18 protein-coding genes and 1 riboswitch are annotated in these 17041 nt (G+C 74.0%); of the genes, 14 read left to right on the forward strand and 4 right to left on the reverse strand.

What is annotated here, in order from left to right; all coding sequences use genetic code 11:
• The first annotated feature begins 25 nt into the window (after window positions 1-25).
• The 8 genes from CIK06_RS04325 (at window position 26) to thiC (ending at window position 7411) form a co-directional block, all read left to right on the forward strand.
• Window positions 26-970: an aldo/keto reductase gene (locus tag CIK06_RS04325; protein ID WP_095563726.1), complete on the forward strand. Its 945-nt coding sequence runs from the start codon at window positions 26-28 to the stop codon at window positions 968-970.
• A 345-nt stretch (window positions 971-1315) separates the two neighbouring features.
• Window positions 1316-1424: riboswitch (TPP riboswitch) on the forward strand.
• A complete protein-coding gene (locus CIK06_RS04330) occupies window positions 1418-2044 on the forward strand; it encodes a thiamine phosphate synthase (RefSeq protein ID WP_095563727.1) in 627 nt (208 codons plus the stop codon). (Overlaps the previous riboswitch by 7 nt.)
• Window positions 2045-2087: 43 nt before the next feature.
• Window positions 2088-3296, forward strand: coding sequence for a glycine oxidase ThiO (thiO, locus tag CIK06_RS04335; protein WP_095563728.1), 1209 nt, complete (start codon window positions 2088-2090; stop codon window positions 3294-3296).
• Window positions 3287-3487 carry a sulfur carrier protein ThiS gene (gene thiS, locus CIK06_RS04340; protein ID WP_095563729.1) on the forward strand — a complete coding sequence of 67 codons (201 nt, stop codon included), beginning with the start codon at window positions 3287-3289 and terminating at the stop codon, window positions 3485-3487. Before thiO ends, thiS begins: the two co-directional genes overlap by 10 nt.
• A gap of 59 nt (window positions 3488-3546) precedes the next feature.
• The gene (locus CIK06_RS04345) at window positions 3547-4320 is read left to right on the forward strand and encodes a thiazole synthase (protein WP_095567556.1); all 774 of its coding nucleotides are present in this window, start codon (window positions 3547-3549) and stop codon (window positions 4318-4320) included.
• A 68-nt stretch (window positions 4321-4388) separates the two neighbouring features.
• Window positions 4389-4961 (forward strand): thiamine phosphate synthase, encoded by a 573-nt coding sequence (locus CIK06_RS04350; RefSeq protein ID WP_232534240.1) that lies wholly within the window; start codon window positions 4389-4391, stop codon window positions 4959-4961.
• Window positions 4958-5809: a bifunctional hydroxymethylpyrimidine kinase/phosphomethylpyrimidine kinase gene (thiD, locus tag CIK06_RS04355; protein ID WP_095563731.1), complete on the forward strand. Its 852-nt coding sequence runs from the start codon at window positions 4958-4960 to the stop codon at window positions 5807-5809. The genes CIK06_RS04350 and thiD overlap by 4 nt, the downstream gene beginning before the upstream one ends.
• An 18-nt stretch (window positions 5810-5827) precedes the next feature.
• Window positions 5828-7411, forward strand: coding sequence for a phosphomethylpyrimidine synthase ThiC (thiC, locus tag CIK06_RS04360; protein ID WP_095563732.1), 1584 nt, complete (start codon window positions 5828-5830; stop codon window positions 7409-7411).
• Between the two features lie 204 nt (window positions 7412-7615).
• On the opposite strand, the gene CIK06_RS04365 is transcribed toward thiC, so the two are convergent.
• Window positions 7616-10345: a hypothetical protein gene (locus CIK06_RS04365; RefSeq protein ID WP_157756599.1), complete on the reverse strand. Its 2730-nt coding sequence runs from the start codon at window positions 10343-10345 to the stop codon at window positions 7616-7618.
• Window positions 10346-10690: 345 nt separating this feature from the next.
• Between CIK06_RS04365 and CIK06_RS04370 the strand changes: the two genes are divergently transcribed.
• The 6 genes from CIK06_RS04370 to glmM all read left to right on the forward strand — a co-directional run bounded on the left by CIK06_RS04370 (window position 10691) and on the right by glmM (window position 14404).
• Window positions 10691-11098 carry a roadblock/LC7 domain-containing protein gene (locus CIK06_RS04370; protein WP_095563734.1) on the forward strand — a complete coding sequence of 136 codons (408 nt, stop codon included), beginning with the start codon at window positions 10691-10693 and terminating at the stop codon, window positions 11096-11098.
• Between the two features lie 154 nt (window positions 11099-11252).
• A complete protein-coding gene (locus CIK06_RS04375) occupies window positions 11253-11540 on the forward strand; it encodes a DUF6364 family protein (protein WP_095567557.1) in 288 nt (95 codons plus the stop codon).
• Window positions 11518-11823 (forward strand): type II toxin-antitoxin system PemK/MazF family toxin, encoded by a 306-nt coding sequence (locus tag CIK06_RS04380; protein ID WP_198348271.1) that lies wholly within the window; start codon window positions 11518-11520, stop codon window positions 11821-11823. The genes CIK06_RS04375 and CIK06_RS04380 overlap by 23 nt, the downstream gene beginning before the upstream one ends.
• 167 nt (window positions 11824-11990) lie before the next feature.
• Window positions 11991-12434, forward strand: a complete 444-nt coding sequence (rplM, locus tag CIK06_RS04385; RefSeq protein ID WP_095563735.1) for a 50S ribosomal protein L13 — start codon at window positions 11991-11993, stop codon at window positions 12432-12434.
• A 20-nt stretch (window positions 12435-12454) separates the two neighbouring features.
• The gene (rpsI, locus tag CIK06_RS04390; protein WP_095567559.1) at window positions 12455-12934 is read left to right on the forward strand and encodes a 30S ribosomal protein S9; all 480 of its coding nucleotides are present in this window, start codon (window positions 12455-12457) and stop codon (window positions 12932-12934) included.
• Window positions 12935-13048: 114 nt separating this feature from the next.
• Window positions 13049-14404 carry a phosphoglucosamine mutase gene (gene glmM, locus CIK06_RS04395; protein ID WP_095563736.1) on the forward strand — a complete coding sequence of 452 codons (1356 nt, stop codon included), beginning with the start codon at window positions 13049-13051 and terminating at the stop codon, window positions 14402-14404.
• A gap of 469 nt (window positions 14405-14873) precedes the next feature.
• Here glmM and CIK06_RS04400 read toward each other — a convergent pair whose 3' ends face one another.
• Genes CIK06_RS04400 through CIK06_RS04410 form a run of 3 tightly spaced genes read right to left on the reverse strand, consistent with a single transcriptional unit; the run spans window position 14874 to window position 16919 of the window.
• Window positions 14874-15479, reverse strand: coding sequence for a Clp protease N-terminal domain-containing protein (locus CIK06_RS04400; RefSeq protein ID WP_095563737.1), 606 nt, complete (start codon window positions 15477-15479; stop codon window positions 14874-14876).
• The gene (locus CIK06_RS04405) at window positions 15479-15691 is read right to left on the reverse strand and encodes an RNA polymerase subunit sigma-70 (RefSeq protein WP_095563738.1); all 213 of its coding nucleotides are present in this window, start codon (window positions 15689-15691) and stop codon (window positions 15479-15481) included. Before CIK06_RS04405 ends, CIK06_RS04400 begins: the two co-directional genes overlap by 1 nt.
• A 31-nt stretch (window positions 15692-15722) precedes the next feature.
• Window positions 15723-16919: a pyridoxal phosphate-dependent aminotransferase gene (locus tag CIK06_RS04410; protein ID WP_095563739.1), complete on the reverse strand. Its 1197-nt coding sequence runs from the start codon at window positions 16917-16919 to the stop codon at window positions 15723-15725.
• Between the last annotated feature and the right edge of the window lie 122 nt (window positions 16920-17041).

Raw genomic sequence — 17041 nt, forward strand, 5'->3', positions numbered from 1 at the left:
GCATAGGGTTGATCTCGTGACTGAGATGACCTATCGCCGGTTGGGCGACTCCGGACTCGTGGTCTCCGCGGTCGGCATCGGCTGCAACAACTTCGGCCGCAAGCTCGACACGGACGGCACCCGGGCCGTGGTGGACGCCGCGCTGGACGCCGGGATCAACTTCTTCGACACCGCGGACATCTACGGCGAACCGCACGGGGCGTCCGAGGAACAGCTCGGCGCGGCGCTGCGCGGCCGGCGCGACGACGTGGTGGTGGCCACCAAGTTCGGCATGGACATGTCCGGGATGAACGGGCCGGACCACGACGCCCGGGGCGCCCGCCGGTATGTCGTGCGGGCCGTGGAGGCGTCGCTGCGCCGGCTCGGCACCGATCACATCGACCTCTACCAGCTGCACCAGCCGGACCCGGGTACGCCGATCGAGGAGACGCTCTCCGCGCTCGACGACCTGGTCCGCGCCGGCAAGGTGCGCTACCTCGGCAACTCCAACTTCGCCGGCTGGCAGATCGCCGACGCCGACTGGGCGGCCCGGTCCGGCGGGTACACCCCGTTCATCAGCGCGCAGAACCACTACAGCCTGCTGGAGCGCGGGGTCGAGGCCGAGGTGGTGCCGGCCTGCGAGCGTTTCGGGCTCGGCCTGCTGCCGTTCTTCCCGCTCGCGAACGGGCTGCTGACCGGCAAGTACCAGCGTGGCGAGGCTCCGCCGGAGGGCAGCCGGCTCTCCGGCGGCGGCCGGTACGCCGAGCGGTTCGCCGCCGCGCCGTGGGACACGATCGAGGCCATCCGCAAGTACGCCGTCGAGCGCGGCGTCTCGATGCTGCACGTGGCCATCGGCGGGCTCGCCGCCCAGCCGGCCGTGACCTCGGTGATCGCCGGTGCGACCACGCCCGAGCAGGTCCGCGCGAACGCCGCCGCCGGCAGCTGGCAGCCCACCGACGGGGACCTGGCGGCACTGCGCGACATCCTCTAAGGGCCGGTCCGCCGCTGTCCGCTGTCCGCTGTCCTCGGGGGTCGGGTGTCCTCGGGGTCGGGTGTTCTCGGGGGTCGGGCGTGTCGCCCGCCAGAAGCGATGGCATCTGCTGTTGTCATACCTGAGAGTCATTTTTATGACTCTCAGGTATGGACATCAGTGAGGACATCACACTCAGCGCCGAGCTGTCGGATCGGTCGGGATCTGGATGGATTGACCCGCGCGCGTCGCGGGAAGCGCTGACCGCGTGGCGGGGTGCTCCGGCGCGGATCGGATCGTCGTGCCGTGCCGACCGCCGCGGGACGGGCTTGGCGGATCGGGCCGTCGTGCCGTACGGTCGGCCAGGAAGGACCCCACGGGAGCCCGGTGCACCGGGCTGAGAGGGGGGCTGCAGCCCCCGACCGTCGAACCTGATCCGGGTAATGCCGGCGCAGGGAGGAGTGGTGCATGCCAGCCCTGGCACGACTGCATCTGATCACCGACACCCGACCGGGCCGTGACCCGGTCGCCGTGGCGCGGGCCGCGCTCGCCGTGGCCGGGCCGCGGGTGGCCGTCCAGGTCCGGGTCGAGGACGAGACCAGCGACCGGGACGCGTACGACCTGGCGCTCCGGCTGGTCGACGAGTGCGCGGCGGTCGGCGCGTGTTGCCTGGTGAACGACCGGCTGCACGTCGCGCTCGCGGCCGGGGCCGCGGGCGGACACGTCGGCGCCCTGGATCTGCCGGTGGCGGCCGCCCGCCGGGTGCTCGGCCCGGCCGCCGTGCTCGGCGCCACGGCCCGGGAGCCCGGGTCCGCCCGCGCGGCCGTCGAGGCGGGTGCCACGTACCTCGGCGTCGGGCCGTGCTATCCGACCTCGACCAAGGACGGCCTGCCGGACCCGATCGGCCCGCCTGGGGTGCGGGCGGTGGCCGCGGCGCTGGACGTACCGCTGATCGCGATCGGCGGGGTGACCGCGGCCCGGGTGCCCGAACTGGTGGCGGCCGGGGCGTACGGCGTCGCCGTGGTGGGTGCGCTCAGCGGTGCGGCCGATCCGGGGCGGGCCACCAGCGAACTGCTGCGCGGGCTGCCGCGATGAGCGCGGCCCCGGCGGAGCAGGCCGGCGGCGGCGACGAGGGGGCATGCTCTCCGTCGTGGGCGGCGGGCCGATCGGGCTGGCGATCGCCTGGCGGAGCGCGCTCCGCGGCAGGACCGTCACGGTGTACGACCCGGAGCCCGGCTCCGGTGCCTCGGCGGTGGCCGCCGGGATGTTGTCCCCGGTGAGCGAGGCGGCCTTCGGCGAGCGGGAGCTGACGCCGCTGCTGCTGGACTCCGCGGCCCGGTGGCCGGCGTTCGCCGCCGAACTGGCCGTAGCCACCGGTCGGGACCTCGGCCACCGCACCGAGGGCACCCTGATCGTGGCGCTGACCGCCGACGACGCCGCCGAGGCCCGGCGGCTGTGGACGTACCAGCGGGACCTTGGACTGCCGCTGGAGCCGCTGCTGCCCGGCCAGCTCCGCGAGCGCGAACCGGCGCTCAACCCGCGGGTCCGCGCCGGGGCGTACGCGCCGGGTGACCATCAGGTCGACCCGCGCCGGCTGGTGCCGGCGCTGCTGGACGCGGCTCTCGGCGCGGGGGTCACCCTCGTCCGCCGCCCGGTGGCCCGGCTGGCCGACCTGCCCGCCGGGCCCGTGGTGGTCGCCGCCGGCACCGGTACGGCGGCGCTCACCGGCCTGCCGATCCGGCCGGTGAAGGGGCAGGTGCTCCGGCTGCGGGCACCCGGTGGTGCCGGTCCGGCGATCCGGCACGTGCTGCGCGGGCACGCCGACGGCCGGTCGGTCTATCTGGTGCCCCGGACCGACGGCGAGGTGGTGGTGGGCGCCACCGTCGAGGAACGGGTCGACCGGACGGTGACCGCTGGCGCGGTCCTCGACCTGCTCCGGGCGGCCACCGAACTGGTCCCGGAACTCGCCGAGTACGAACTGGTCGAGGCCCGCGCCGAGCTGCGCCCGGGCACCCCGGACAACCTGCCGGTGCTCGGCCCACTGCCCACCCCGGCCGGCGGCCGGCACGGCGTCGCGGTGGCCGGCGGCCACGGGCACGTTCCGGTGGCCGGCGGGCACGGGCACGTTCCGGTGGCCGGCGGGCACGGGCACGTTCTGGTGGCCGGCGGCCACTACCGGCACGGGATCGTGCTCACCCCGGTGACCGCCGACCTGATCGCCGACGCGCTGACCGGCCAGGGGCCGCCGGACGCGCTGGCGGCGTTCCGGCCCGACCGGTTCAGCGTCCCGACCCACCGGCCCGAGCCGGCCCGACCCGCTGCGGAGGGAGCGAACTCATGGAGGTGACCGTCAACGGTGCGTCCCGGACCCTGCCGCCCGCGACCACGCTGGCCGATCTCGTCTCCTCGATCACCGAAATGTCCCGGGGAATCGCGGTCGCCGTGAACGGCGCGGTGGTGCCCCGGCCCGGCTGGCCCGACACCACCCTGCGACCGGGTGACCAGGTCGAGGTGCTGACCGCGGCGCAGGGGGGCTGACCAGGATGGACGATTCGGCCAGGATGGACGATTCGGTCACGATGGACGATTCGGTCACGATGGACGATCTGGTCATCGCCGGGCAGCGGTTCGGCTCCCGGCTCATCCTCGGCACCGGCGGCGCCAGCAGCCTCGACCTGCTGGAACGGGCCATCCGGGCGTCCGGCACCGAGCTGGTCACGGTCGCCCTGCGCCGGATCGACACGGCCGCCGCCCTCGGCGGCGGCCTGCTGGACCTGCTGGCCTCCTGCGACGTACGGCTGCTGCCGAACACGGCCGGCTGCCGTACCGCCGTCGAGGCCGTGAAGGTCGCCCACCTGGCCCGGGAGGCGTTCGACACCTCGTGGGTGAAGCTGGAGGTGATCGGCGACGAGCGGACGCTGCTGCCCGACGGCGCCGAACTGCTGGCCGCCGCCGAGCGGTTGGTCGCGGACGGTTTCACCGTGCTGCCGTACACCAACGACGACCCGGTGCTGGCCCGGCGGCTGGCCGACCTCGGCTGCGCGGCAGTGATGCCGGCCGGCGCGCCGATCGGCTCCGGCCTCGGCATCGGCAACCCCCACCACATCCGGCTGATCCGGCAGAGCGTGGACCTGCCGGTGATCCTGGACGCCGGCATCGGCACCGCCTCCGACGCGGCGCTGGCCATGGAACTGGGCTGCGACGGGGTGCTGCTGGCCAGCGCGGTCACCCGGTCCGCCGAGCCGGAACGGATGGCGACGGCGATGCGGCACGCGGTCACCGCCGGCCGGTTGGCCGCCGGCGCCGGCCGGATCCCGCGCCGGTACCACGCGCTCGCCTCCACCCCGGACGACGGGCGGCCCGAGCTGTGACCGGATCACCCCGGGGCGCTGCCGTCGGCGCGCCGGCCGCCACCGGCCGCGGCCCGGTCCCGTCCGGCCTGCTGGTGCTCACCGACCGCCGGCTGGCCCGGCGACCGCTGCCCGAGGTGGTCCAGGCCGCCGTGACCGGTGGCGCCCGGCACGTCGTACTGCGCGAGCGGGACCTGCCCCGGGCGCAGCGGTACGCGCTGGCGCAGCGGCTGCGCCGGATCCTCGCGGCCGTGGACGGCACCCTGCTGGTGTCCGGACCCGACCCGCTGGACGGCGACGCCGTGCACCTCGCGGCGGCCGGCCCGTACCCGCCGCCCCGGTTGGCCCTGGTGGGCCGCTCCTGCCACGACGCGGCCGAGCTGTCCCGCCTCTCCACGGAGGACTACGCGACGCTGTCGCCGGTCTTCCCGACCCGGACCAAGCCCGGCTACGGCCCGCCGCTGGAAACCGCCGGCCTCGCCGAGCTGATCCGGCACAGCCGGGTGCCCGTCGTCGCGCTGGGTGGCGTCGAAACCCCCGACCAGGTACGCGCCTGCGTCGCCGCCGGAGCGGCCGGCGTGGCGGTGCTGGGTGCGGTCATGCGCTCCACCGACCCGGCCACCACCGTCGCCACCCTGCTCGCCGCGGAGGAGGACGGATGACGCCGACCACCGTCCTCACCGTCGCCGGCTCCGACTCGGGCGCCGGCGCCGGAATCCAGGCCGATCTGAAGACCTTCGCCGCGCTGGGCGCGTACGGCACCTCGGTGGTCACGGCGGTGACCGCGCAGAACACCCGCGAGGTGACCGCGGTGCACGCCGTACCGGCCGGGGTGGTGGCCGACCAGTTGGAGGCGGTGCTGTCCGACTTCCGGGTCCGGGCGGTGAAGACCGGCATGCTCGGCGACGAGGAGATCGCCGAGGTGCTGGCGACCCGCGCCCGGGCCGGACGCCTGCCGAACCTGGTGGTCGACCCGGTGCTGGTCGCCACCACGGGCGCCCGGCTCGGTGCCGTCGAGACGGTGCGGCGGCTGCTGCCGTACGCCTTTGTGGTGACGCCGAACCGCGCGGAGGCCGAGGCGTTGGTGGGCGCTCCGGTGCGGACGCCCGAGCAGATGCTGGCCGCGGCCCGCGAGCTGGCGGCCGGCGGCCCGGCCGCGGTGGTGGTCACCGGCGGCGACCCGGCCGGTGCCGACCCGGCGAGCGACCGTCCGGCCGGCGGCGACCGTGCCGGCGGTGGCCGTGCCGGCGGTGCCGAGCCGGCCGTCGACGCGTTGTGGCACGCCGGCCGGGCCACGCTGCTGCGCGGTCCGCGGGTCGCCACCCGCAACACCCACGGCACGGGGTGCTCGTTCTCCGCCGCCCTCGCCACCCGGCTCGCGGCCGGGGACGACGTACCGGCGGCGGTGGGCTTCGCAAAGCAGTACGTCGCCCGCGCGATCGGTGGTGCCCGGTCGTGGGAGCTGGGCGGCGGTCATGGCCCGCTGGACCACTTCGGATGGTCCCGGTGACGAGGAGGAGGCAGCACCATGGAGGCTCGCCGGAAGATCTACGTGCAGGGTCCGCAGCCCGATGTGCGGGTGCCGTTCGCCGAGGTGGCGCTCGGCGGCGACGAACCACCGGTCCGGCTGTACGACACCTCCGGGCCGGGATCCGATCCGGAGGTCGGGCTGCCGCCGTTGCGCGGTCCGTGGATCGCCGAACGCGGCGACGTGGCGCCGGTGCGCGGCGCCGGCAGCCCGTTGGGGGGTGACCGGCCCACCCAGCTCGAATATGCCCGGGCCGGCGTGGTGACCCCGGAGATGCGGTTCGCCGCGATCCGCGAGGGGGTGCCGGCCGAGGTCGTGCGGGACGAGATCGCCGCCGGCCGGGCCGTGTTGCCGGCCAACGTCAACCATCCGGAGTCCGAGCCGATGGTGATCGGCCGGCGGTTCCTGGTGAAGGTCAACGCGAACATCGGCACCTCGGCCGTGTCGTCGTCGATCGCCGAGGAGGTGGAGAAGCTCACCTGGGCGACCCGGTGGGGTGCGGACACCGTGATGGACCTGTCCACCGGCAAGCGGATCGCCGAGACCCGCGAGGCCATCGTGCGCAACTCGCCGGTGCCGATCGGGACGGTGCCGATCTACGAGGCGCTGGAGAAGGTGGGCGGCGATCCGGTGCAGCTGTCCTGGGAGGTGTTCCGGGACACCGTGATCGAGCAGGCCGAGCAGGGCGTCGACTACATGACGGTGCATGCCGGGGTGCTGCTGCGGTACGTCCCGCTGGCGGTGAACCGGGTGACCGGGATCGTCTCCCGGGGTGGCTCGATCATGGCGGCCTGGTGCCTGGCGCACCACGAGGAGAACTTCCTCTACACCAACTTCGCCGAGCTGTCCGAGATCCTGGCCCGGTACGACGTCACCTTCTCCCTCGGCGACGGCCTGCGCCCCGGCTCGATCGCCGACGCCAACGACGAGGCGCAGTTCGCCGAGCTGCGTACCCTCGGCGAGCTGACGAAGGTGGCCTGGGAGCGCGGGGCGCAGGTCATGATCGAGGGTCCGGGGCACGTGCCCATGCACAAGATCAAGGAGAACGTGGACCTCCAGCAGGAGGTGTGCCACGAGGCGCCGTTCTACACCCTGGGGCCGCTCACCACCGACATCGCGCCCGCGTACGACCACATCACCTCGGCCATCGGCGCCGCGATGATCGGGATGTACGGGACGGCCATGCTCTGCTACGTCACCCCGAAGGAGCACCTGGGGCTGCCGGACCGGGACGACGTGAAGGCCGGGGTGATCGCGTACAAGATCGCCGCGCACGCCGCCGACCTGGCGAAGGGCCATCCGGGCGCGCAGGCCTGGGACGACGCGCTGTCCAAGGCACGTTTCGAGTTCCGCTGGGAGGACCAGTTCAACCTGTCGCTGGATCCCGAGACGGCTCGGGCGTACCACGACGCGACGCTTCCGGCGGCGCCGGCCAAGACCGCGCACTTCTGCTCGATGTGCGGCCCGAAGTTCTGCTCCATGAAGATCACCCAGGACCTTCGGGCGTACGCCGACCGGGGCATGCAGGAGAAGTCCGAGGAGTTCGTGGCGGCCGGGAGCCGGGTCTACCTGCCGCAGGCGTGACCGGGACGGGTCACCGGTGACGGGTCCGGACGAGCCGTCGGGACCGGCACGATGATCGGCACGACATCGGCGGTGGAGGGGCTGGCTGGGCGCTCGAACACCCCTCCATCGCCGATGTCGCGTTGCCGCCCGCGGGTTCGCCGTCGTCTGCGGATTCCGGCGCTGCCCGCGGGTTCGCCGTCCCGCTGCCCGCGGGTACCGCGGCTATTCGCCGTCCGGCTGGCCGGGGGACCGCAGCGACCGGCGGGGGCCGGGATCCCGCGGTGGCGGTTCGGCCTTGTCCCGGGCCAGCCCGGCCACCCAGTCCACGTAGTCCTCGTCCCGGGCGCGGGCCTTGCCGCGGCCCCGGCCGCGAGCCCGCTCGGGCGCGGGTGCGGGCTCGTCGTCGTCCTCGTCCGCCGCGGCGGGCTCGGCCTGGTCGCCGCCGGTTGCCGCGGTTGCCGCGGGTGCCGATGCGTCGCCGTCCGGGTCGGCCTCCGCCGCCCGCTTGCGGCGGAACAACCCGCGCCGCGGCGCGTCGGCCGGTTCCGGCTTCTGATCGGTACGGTCGTCCGCGGCCTGTCCGGACATCGCGGTCTCGTCGCCGGCCTCGGCCGGTACGGCGGTGGTCTCTGCCGGTACGGCGGTGGTCTCTGCCGCGTCGGCGGTCCCGGTCCGGCCGGTGGTCCCGGTCCGGCTGGCTTTCTCGGTCCGGCTGGCTTTCTCGGTCTGGCTGGCTTTCTCGGTCTGGCCGGCGTTTCTGGTCGGGTTGACCTTTTCAGGCCGGCTGGTCCCGGTCTGGCCGGCGTTCTCGGTCCCGGTGGGGGCACCCGTCGCGGCCGGGACGGGATGGGACGCGCCCCCCGTCGCCCGGGTGTTCCGGGATCCGGCCGCCTCGGCGGCCTTCGCCGGCTCCGCCGGGCGGGCGGTTCCGGCGGGGTCCGCGGACCCGCTGGTGCCGGTCGCCTCCGGGCGGGTGCCGGTGCCGGTCGGCTCCGTGGACCTGTTGGCGTCGGTCTGCTTGGCGTCGGTCTGCTTGGCGTCGGTCGGCTCCGCCGGGGCGTCGGGGACGGCGTCGCCGGCGGTCTCGTCGCGTGTCCTGCGGGGCCGCCACCAGGCCGGCTTCATCCGGAGCCGGCCGGTGCCGCGTGCGGGGTCCTCCGTCTGCTGGTCGGCCGCGGGCTGCTCAGCGGCTGCGGATCCGGCCCCGGACCGTGCCGTCCCGGGCCGTGCATCGTCCGTGGATCCGGCCGCGGTCCGCGCTCCGTCCGCAGGTCCGGTCCCGGGCCGCTCGGCCGCCGGTGCTGCGGGGGTGTCCGTACCCCCGGTCGGAGCGTCCGGGGTCGACCGTCCGGGCGCCGCCGGGCCGGCCGGCGACGACGCCTTGGCCGCTGCTGCCGCCGCTGTCGCGGTGGCGGTGGCGGTGGCCGCGGTGGTCGATTCGGCGGCCGGCTGCGGCGTGCCCTTGCGCGCGGTTGCCGGTTGCCGCGCCGCCTTGCCGGCCTCCGGCTGCCGTGCCGCCTTGCCGGCGGCCGGCGTCGGAGTGGTCTCCGCCTCGGTGGTCGGTTCCGCCTTCGGCGCCTTCGCGGCCTTCGGGGCCTTCGGTGGTGGCTCCGTCCTGGCCGTCGGTTCTGTGCCGGGCGTGGAGCCGGGTGCGGTCGCGGCGAAGGCGTCCCAACCGTCCGCGGTAGGCGAGCCGGACGACGTCCGGTCCTCGGTGAACGGCGCGCCCGTCGGCCAGAAGTCCTCGGTCCGAAGCGGGTGCCCGCCCACCGCGTCCCAACTGGTGGTGGCCTTCGACTTCGGCGCGGAGGTGTCCGTACCCCCGGTGTCCGCGCCGGCGGTGCGGGCCGGTCCCGCGGCGGCCGATCCCGCCGGAGCCGTGCGGTCGATCGGGCCGGCCCCGGCTTCGGTGCCGGCGTCGGGTTCGGCGAGCGCCGGCGTCTCCTCCGGCCCGGCGTGCCGGGGTACGTGCCAGCCGGCCCGGCGGGAGCGGGCGGCGGCCACCCGGTCGCCCGGGATGGGCCGCAGGATGTCGGTCGGCTCGATCGCCGCCGCGCCGGCCTCGTCCGGTGCCGTGCGGCGGATCGGCCGCGGCAGCGCCGGCCAGGACCGTACGGCGAACGGCGCCGCGCCGATCGCGCCGGCCAGGACCCCGAGCAGGGCACCCCACCAGGCGACCGTCCGGTAGGGGTCGCCGCTGCCGGCGACCAGGTAGGCGACCGCGGGCAGGGCCGGGCCGGCGAGGCCGGCGGTGGCCACCAGCGGGGCCGGCTGGCTGCGACGGCGGGCGAGCAGAGCGGTGCCGGCACCGGCGAGCAGCGCGACCAGCGGCGGCAGCAGGAGCGCCAACCGCCGTGCCGTCCCCGCATCGAGCCAGGCCGGGTCCAGGGCACCGAGCCGGATCGCGGGGAACGGGTCCCCGGGGCCGAGCGAGGGCGCCACGGAGATCAGCGCCAGCAGCCAGAGCGCGGCGGTGACGGCGGCGAAGTCCACCGCGATCGTCCACCAGCGCAACGCGGCGAGGGCGACGAGCGTACCGGCCGCGGCGCCCAGCCCGGCGGCGAGCCCGGCGGCCCGGACGGCGTCGATGCCGGGCACCTCGGCCAGGCGCGCGGGGAGCATGCACAGCGGCGCCACGACGGCCGCGCCGACGCCGGCGCACACCGCGGTGCCGATCTGGGCCACCGGGCCGAGGCCCTCGCCGGTACGCCGCCGGTGCAGCCACCGCGCACCGAGCGCGCCCGTGACGGCGGCCACAGCCGCGAACCAGGTCACCCAGGCGAGCTGGGCCGGCCAGTAGGGGTGGATGGCGCCGTCGAACCCGCGGGCGAGCCGCAGCAGGCCGAAGCCGTACGCGAGGCCCAGTTGGCCCGACCCGGCCAGCAGGCCGAGGCCCAGGGCCACCAACGGCGGCCCGCCCCGGCCGGCTGCCGGGGTGCGAAAGCCAGTCACGTCCGGCAGGTTACGGCTCCCCGAGGGGGACCGCCACCCTCCGTGCAAGCCGGCCGGGACATCGGTACGGCGCCGCAACCGGCCGCTCGATACGGTGGGGTCAGCCGTCCGGCCCGGGGGTCCGGCGCGGGATGGCAGCGTGCATCCGCGCCGGTACGCCGAGTCGCGGCCTTGGTACGGCGACCGGCCACTGTGGCATGATCAGGCGCCGTCACAGGCCACGATCAGGCGTAGCGTCGAACCCGGTACACCGGTACGGTCGCTACCCGGTGTGACCTGCCTCGGTGGCTCGCCACCCGTCCCCTCCGGCGGCGACCGCACCCCTCATCGAAGGAGACGAGCGACATGAACAGGCCACCTGCGATGCAGGACATGGGTTGGCTGCTGAGCAACTTCGCCGACAGCGTGGCGGGCATCGCGCACGTGGTGGCGGTGTCGGCGGACGGCCTGCTGCTCGCGCAGTCCCGGGACCTTCCCTCGGACCGGGCCGACCAGCTCGCGGCGATCACCTCGGGAGTGGTCAGCCTGACCGACGGTGCGGCCCGGATGTTCAGCGCCGGCGGGGTTCTCCAGACCGTTATCGAGATGGACAGCGGATACCTGTTCCTGATGTCGATCAGCGACGGCTCGTCCATGGCGGTCCTCGCGGCCCGCAGTTGCGACGTCGGCCAGGTCGGCTACGAGATGGCGCTCCTGGTGGAGCGGGTCGGTGCCGCCCTCTCGCCGCGCCCCCGGGAGAACAGCCACAGCTAGCGTGTCCGTCCGCTCCGGCGCGCTGCGCCCCCGGTGTGTTGATCAGGGCGTCTGTGGCGGTGGAAAGCGCTTACCCGGGCGCGGAAGCCTTGATCAACACGATGGGGTGGTCATCCGGATGACCGCCGGTCATACCGGGGGTACGCTGAGCGGCATGACCGCCAAGGTGACGCTCTCCTTCTCCGACGAGACGATCGAAGAGGCCCGGCACTACGCGCGGCAGGAGGGGATGTCCCTCTCCGCCTGGATCGACCTGGCCGCCCGGGAGAAGGCGCTGCGGGAGGTCTTCGCCGCGCACGCCGCCGCGGTCGGCCGGGCCGGGCTGGACCTGGAATCGGCCGCCATCGCCGACGAGCGTGAGGTGGAGATGGTCGACGCGGCGCTGTTCGGCCGGACGGGTGGCGACGAGCCGGGTGGGCGTGGGCATCGGCGTGCTGCGTAGGGGCGAGATCTGGCGCATCGACGGCGCCCGCGAACGACTCGGCCTGGTGATCAGTTCGGACGTGTACAACGGCACCGACGTGCCGATCGTGATCGTGGCCGAGGTGGTCGCCGAGGAGTTGCTGCGCGATTCGCCGCTCGCGGTCGCGATGGGCGAATATGTGATCATGCCGGACCGGATCTCCGCACCGATGAAGAAGTGGTTCGGCGAGTGCGTGGACGTCGCGGACAGTGACACAATGGCCCGGGTTTCCCGGGCGCTCCGTACGTTGCAGAATCTGTGACCCACGCCCCGCCCACCCCGTTTTGACCCGGCGGTGCACCCGCGGGTATCGTTGCCTGCTGGTGTGCAAAAGCCAGAGCGTGCCCTTCCGGTACGCTTGGTCGCCTCGGCGTGCCTGGTGAGTTCTGGCGCGCGACCTCCAGACCGACGACGAGACAAGGTAGACCTGTGCGTACGTACAGCCCGAAGCCGGGTGAGATCGAGCGTCAGTGGCACGTGATCGACGCTTCCGATGTCGTGCTGGGCCGCCTGGCCACCCATGTTGCCACGCTGCTGCGCGGCAAGCACAAGCCGACCTTCGCGCCGCACGTGGACACCGGTGACTTCGTCGTCATCGTGAACGCCGGCAAGGTGGCCCTGACCGGCAACAAGCGGCAGCAGAAGATCGCCTATCGACACTCCGGCTACCCGGGAGGCCTCAAGCAGGTCGGGTACGAGGAGCTGCTGAGCAAGCGACCCGACCGCGCGATCGAGCTGGCCGTCAAGGGCATGCTCCCGCACAACAAGCTCGGCCGTCAGCTGATCAAGAAGCTGAAGGTCTACGCGGGCGCCGAGCACCCGCATGCCGCGCAGCAGCCGGTGCCGTTCGAGATCAAGCAGATCGCGCAGTGAGCGCGGACGAAGGAACCAGCATGAGCGATATCAGCGCGACCGCAGTCGCCGACCCCGGGGCCGACGCCCCGGCGCCCGCCGTGACGGCCGCCCCGGTCGCCCGCCCGCGTGGTGACCGCCCGATCCAGACCGTCGGCCGCCGCAAGGAGGCCATCGTCCGGGTCCGCATCGTCCCGGGCAGTGGCAAGATCACCTGCAACGGCCGGGACCTTGAGGCGTACTTCCCGAGCAAGGTGCACCAGCAGTTGATCCGCGAGCCGCTGGTGACCGCGGAGAAGGCCGAGGCCTTCGACGTGATCGCCAACCTCCGCGGCGGCGGCATCACCGGCCAGGCCGGCGCGCTGCGGCTGGGCATCGCCCGGGCCCTGATCGCGAACGAGCCGGACGACCGGCCCGCGCTGAAGAAGGCCGGCTTCCTCACCCGGGACGCCCGGGCCAAGGAAAGCAAGAAGTACGGCCTCAAGAAGGCCCGCAAGGCCCCGCAGTACTCGAAGCGCTGATCGCAGGTCAGCACTCGACTCTTTCGTACGACGAAACGGCTGGGACCCCCTCCCCACGGTGGCGGTCCCGGCCGTTTCGCTTTCTCCCTCACGGTCACGGCGGAGGTTGCGCGCATGGGGCGGTTGTTCGGCACTGACGGCGTACGGGGACGGGCGAACGCCGACCTCACCCCCGAACTGGCCATGGCCGTCGCGGTGGCGACGGCACACACACTCGCCGAGACGGATCGGAGTCACCCGCCGCTGGCCGTGGTGGGCCGGGACACCCGGGCCAGCGGCGAGATGCTGGAGGCCGCCGTGGTGGCCGGGCTGGCCAGCGCGGGCGCGAACGTGGTCCGGGTCGGGGTGCTGCCGACGCCGGCCGTGGCGTTCCTGGTGGGCGAGGCTAAGGCCGACTTCGGGGTGATGCTGTCCGCCTCGCACAACCCGATGCCGGACAACGGCATCAAGATCTTCGCGGCCGGTGGCCAGAAGCTCCCCGACGACATCGAGCTTCAGATCGAGGCGACCATCGAGGCCGACGGCGCCCCGGCCCGGGTACGCCCCACGGGTGCCGGGATCGGTCGGGTGCACGACCTGCTCGACGGCGCCGAACACTACATCCAGCACCTCGTCGGCTCGATCGGGCACTCGCTGACCGGCCTCAAGGTGGTGGTCGACTGCGCAAACGGCGCGGCCGCCGAGGTGGCGCCGGTGGCGTACCAGGAGGCCGGCGCCGAGGTGATCGCGCTCAACGCCGAACCCGACGGTCTCAACATCAACGACGACTGTGGCTCGAACCACCTCGACGGGCTCCAGGCCGCCGTACTCGAACACGGCGCCCACCTCGGCATCGCCCACGACGGAGACGCCGACCGGTGCATGGCGGTGACCGCCGACGGGCAGCAGGTGGACGGCGATCAGATCATGGCGATCCTCGCCCTGGCCATGCGGGAGGCCGGCACCCTCACCGCGGACACCCTGGTCGCCACCGTGATGAGCAACCTCGGCCTGCGGCTGGCGATGTCCGCGGAGGGCATCCGGTTGGTCGAGACCCGGGTGGGCGACCGGTACGTCCTCGACGAACTGCGTGCCTCGGGCTACGCGCTCGGCGGCGAGCAGAGCGGGCACATCGTGCTGCCCGCTTACGCGACGACCGGCGACGGCGTGCTCACCGGCCTGCACCTGATGGCCCGGATGGCCGCCACCGGCCGCTCCCTGGCCGAGCTGGCCTCGGTGATGACCAAGCTGCCCCAGGTCCTGATCAACGTGCCGGTCGCGGACCGTACCGTCGGCGCCGGCGCATCCAACGTGCTTGCCGCCGTGAGCCAGGTGGAGGCGGAACTGGGGGAGACGGGCCGCGTCCTGCTCCGGCCGTCCGGCACCGAGTTGCTGGTCCGGGTGATGGTGGAGGCGGCCACCCAGCAGGTTGCGGAGAACGCCGCCGAGCGGATCGCCGCCGAGGTGCGGTTGGCGAGCCCGGCGGGTTGATCGCTCTGGTGCTCGGGTGCTCTGGTGCTCTGGTGCTCTGGTGCTCTGGTGCTCTGGTGCTCTGGTGCTCTGGTGCTCTGGTGCTCTGGTGCTCGGGGGTGCGGGGTGCCGGGTGCGGGGGTGGGGCGGGAGCCCACCCACTCCGGGCGGTCAGGCTTGATCCCTTCGTGGGCGGGCTCCCGCCCCACCCGTCGGGGTTGGCCTGCGCCCGTGGGGTTTGCCTCCGGCCCCACCCCGTCGGGGTTGGCCTGCGCCCGTGGGGTTTGCCTCCGGCCCCACCCCGTCGGGGTTGGCCTGCGCCCGTGGGGTTCGGCCCGAGTGGTGATCAACTCGTCTTCCGGGAAGTCGGGGGTTCTGACCACCGGGATACCCCGACTTCGCGGAAGACGAGTTGATCTTGGCTGCTCCCCGCCCGTCCGGTCCGTTTGCCGGTCCGTTTGCCGGGCTGGGTGGCGGGCCGGGTGGGGGCTCAGGCGGCCGGGGCGCGCAGGGTTGCCTCGATGCGCTCGCGGAGGGCGGTCAGGTCCGCGCCGCTGTCGGCGAGAATCCGGGCGCCGAGCCCGCCGTTCTCCCGGATCAGCCCGAGCAGGAGATGCTCGGCGGCGATCTGCCGGTTCCTGAGGCGTACCGCCTCGCGCAGGGACAGTTCCAGGACCCTCTTGGCCCGGGGCGCGAACGGCAGGTGCCCGGCGGCGCGCTCGCCGGACGCCGTACGGCCGCGGCGTAGCCCGAACCACCGGCGGGGCTCGTCGGCGGGCGGCGTCAGGGCGTCGGCGCCGAAGGTCTGCTCAAGCCGGTCGCGGATCGCGGCCAGGTCGATGCCGATGGTGCGCAGCGCGGCGGCGTCCTGGGCGCCGAGGGTGCCAGGCGCGTCGCGGTGGTGCCGCACGATGGCCGCCTGCACGTCCGGCGCGGTGATTCCGGCCTCGCGGAGCAGCGCCGCGGCACCGTCACCGTGCTGGAGCAGCGCGAGCAGCAGGTGCTCGGTGTCGATCCGCCGATGCTGGAGACGCCGGGCCGTGGCCTGCGCCTCGACGACGATCGTCCGGGCCGACTGGGTGAACCGTTCGAACATCACGACCTCCCGGAGTGCTTCTTGTGCACAGCCTGTTTGCTGACCCCGAGCGCGTCCGCGATCTCCTGCCACGACCAGCCGTGCCGCCGGGCGTTGTCCACCTGGAGTGATTCCAGGGCGTCGGCGAGCCGGTGCAGGGCAACGACGGCGCGCAGCCCGGTCGCCGGATCGGTGCTGCTGGCCGCCGCGGCGACCTCGGACGCGTTCTCCATGCGTCAACTTTAGTTGACAGGACTCCGGGTGTCAACCAAAGTTGACGCTCAGGCCGCGCAGTCTCGCGGCGGCCTCGGCCAGCACCTCCGGCCGCTTGCAGAAGGCGAACCGGATGATCTGCCGGCCGGCCTCCGGGTTGTCGTAGAAGACCTGGGTCGGCACCGCCACCACGCCGCAGCGGGCGGGCAACTCCCGGCAGAACTCGATGCCGTCCCGGCCGCCGAGCGGCCCGATGCCGGCCGTGACGAAGTAGGTGCCGTCCGGCCGCAGTACGTCGAAGCCGGCCTCGCGCAGCCCGTCGACCAGCCGGTCCCGCCGGTCGAGCTGCCCGGCGAGGAAGTCGGCGAAGTAACCGTCCGGCAGCCCCAACGCGACCGCCACGGCGGGTTGCAGCGGGGCGCCGCCGGCGAAGGTGAGGAACTGCTTCACCCGCAGCGCGGCGCCGACCAGCGCGGCCGGGCCGCTCACCCAGCCGATTTTCCAACCGGTGCAGGAGAACGTCTTGCCGGCCGAGGAGACCCGCAGCGTCCGCTCCCACATCCCGGGCAGGGTGGCCAGCGGGATGTGCGGGGACGCGGCGTCGGGAAAGACCAGGTGCTCGTAGACCTCGTCGGTCAGCGCGGTGACGTCGTACTCCTGGCACAGCTCCGCGATCTGCTGGAGTTCCGCGGCCGTGAAGACCTTGCCGGTCGGGTTGTGCGGCGAGTTGAGCAGCACGAGTCGGGTCCGCGGGCCGAACGCGTCGCGCAGCGCCGCCGGGTCGAAGCCGTACCGGCCGTCGTCGGTGGGCAGCAGCGTCACCGGCCGGCGGACCGCGCCGGCCAGGGCGATCGAGGCCGCGTACGAGTCGTAGTACGGCTCGAAACACACGACCTCGTCACCCGGTTCGCAGAGCGCGAGGATGGCGGCGGCGATGGCCTCCGTCGCGCCGGTGGTGACCAGCACCTCGCCGTCCGGGTCGTAGTCCAACCCCCAGAAGCGGCGCTGGTGCGCGGCGATCGCCCGGCGCAGCGCCGGGACGCCGGGTCCCGGCGGGTACTGGTTGGCGCCGTCCCGGATCGCCGCCGTCGCGGCGGCGAGCATCTCCGGCGGCCCGTCGGTGTCCGGGAAGCCCTGACCGAGGTTCACCGCTCCGGTCCGGGCCGCGAGCGCCGACATCTCGGCGAAGATCGTGGTGCCGAACGGGCGCATCCGGGCAACGAGGGGGTCCGGGCCGGTGGTCGTCACATCGGCAAGCCTAGGAGACCGCCGGACTCCGGGCGAGTGGCGGGCGGTGCCGCCGAATTATCGGGAAGAAAGTGGATAACCTGCTGCGGCGAGGTGTTATTCGATCAGACGGGCTGTTTATT

Origin of the sequence: Plantactinospora sp. KBS50 (assembly GCF_002285795.1) — a bacterium.
In the GTDB taxonomy this organism is placed as follows: domain Bacteria; phylum Actinomycetota; class Actinomycetes; order Mycobacteriales; family Micromonosporaceae; genus KBS50.

What these genes read in the sequence shown, in the direction of transcription:
- CIK06_RS04325 (WP_095563726.1), top strand. Translation starts at nt 26, where the DNA reads ATGACCTATCGCCGGTTGGGCGACTCCGGACTCGTGGTCTCCGCGGTC.
- CIK06_RS04345 (WP_095567556.1), top strand. Translation starts at nt 3,547, where the DNA reads ATGGACGATCTGGTCATCGCCGGGCAGCGGTTCGGCTCCCGGCTCATC.
- thiS (WP_095563729.1), top strand. Translation starts at nt 3,287, where the DNA reads ATGGAGGTGACCGTCAACGGTGCGTCCCGGACCCTGCCGCCCGCGACC.
- CIK06_RS04375 (WP_095567557.1), top strand. Translation starts at nt 11,253, where the DNA reads ATGACCGCCAAGGTGACGCTCTCCTTCTCCGACGAGACGATCGAAGAG.
- CIK06_RS04405 (WP_095563738.1), bottom strand. Translation starts at nt 15,691, where the DNA reads ATGGAGAACGCGTCCGAGGTCGCCGCGGCGGCCAGCAGCACCGATCCG.
- CIK06_RS04330 (WP_095563727.1), top strand. Translation starts at nt 1,418, where the DNA reads ATGCCAGCCCTGGCACGACTGCATCTGATCACCGACACCCGACCGGGC.
- glmM (WP_095563736.1), top strand. Translation starts at nt 13,049, where the DNA reads ATGGGGCGGTTGTTCGGCACTGACGGCGTACGGGGACGGGCGAACGCC.
- CIK06_RS04400 (WP_095563737.1), bottom strand. Translation starts at nt 15,479, where the DNA reads ATGTTCGAACGGTTCACCCAGTCGGCCCGGACGATCGTCGTCGAGGCG.
- CIK06_RS04370 (WP_095563734.1), top strand. Translation starts at nt 10,691, where the DNA reads ATGAACAGGCCACCTGCGATGCAGGACATGGGTTGGCTGCTGAGCAAC.
- rpsI (WP_095567559.1), top strand. Translation starts at nt 12,455, where the DNA reads ATGAGCGATATCAGCGCGACCGCAGTCGCCGACCCCGGGGCCGACGCC.
- thiD (WP_095563731.1), top strand. Translation starts at nt 4,958, where the DNA reads ATGACGCCGACCACCGTCCTCACCGTCGCCGGCTCCGACTCGGGCGCC.
- thiO (WP_095563728.1), top strand. Translation starts at nt 2,088, where the DNA reads ATGCTCTCCGTCGTGGGCGGCGGGCCGATCGGGCTGGCGATCGCCTGG.
- thiC (WP_095563732.1), top strand. Translation starts at nt 5,828, where the DNA reads ATGGAGGCTCGCCGGAAGATCTACGTGCAGGGTCCGCAGCCCGATGTG.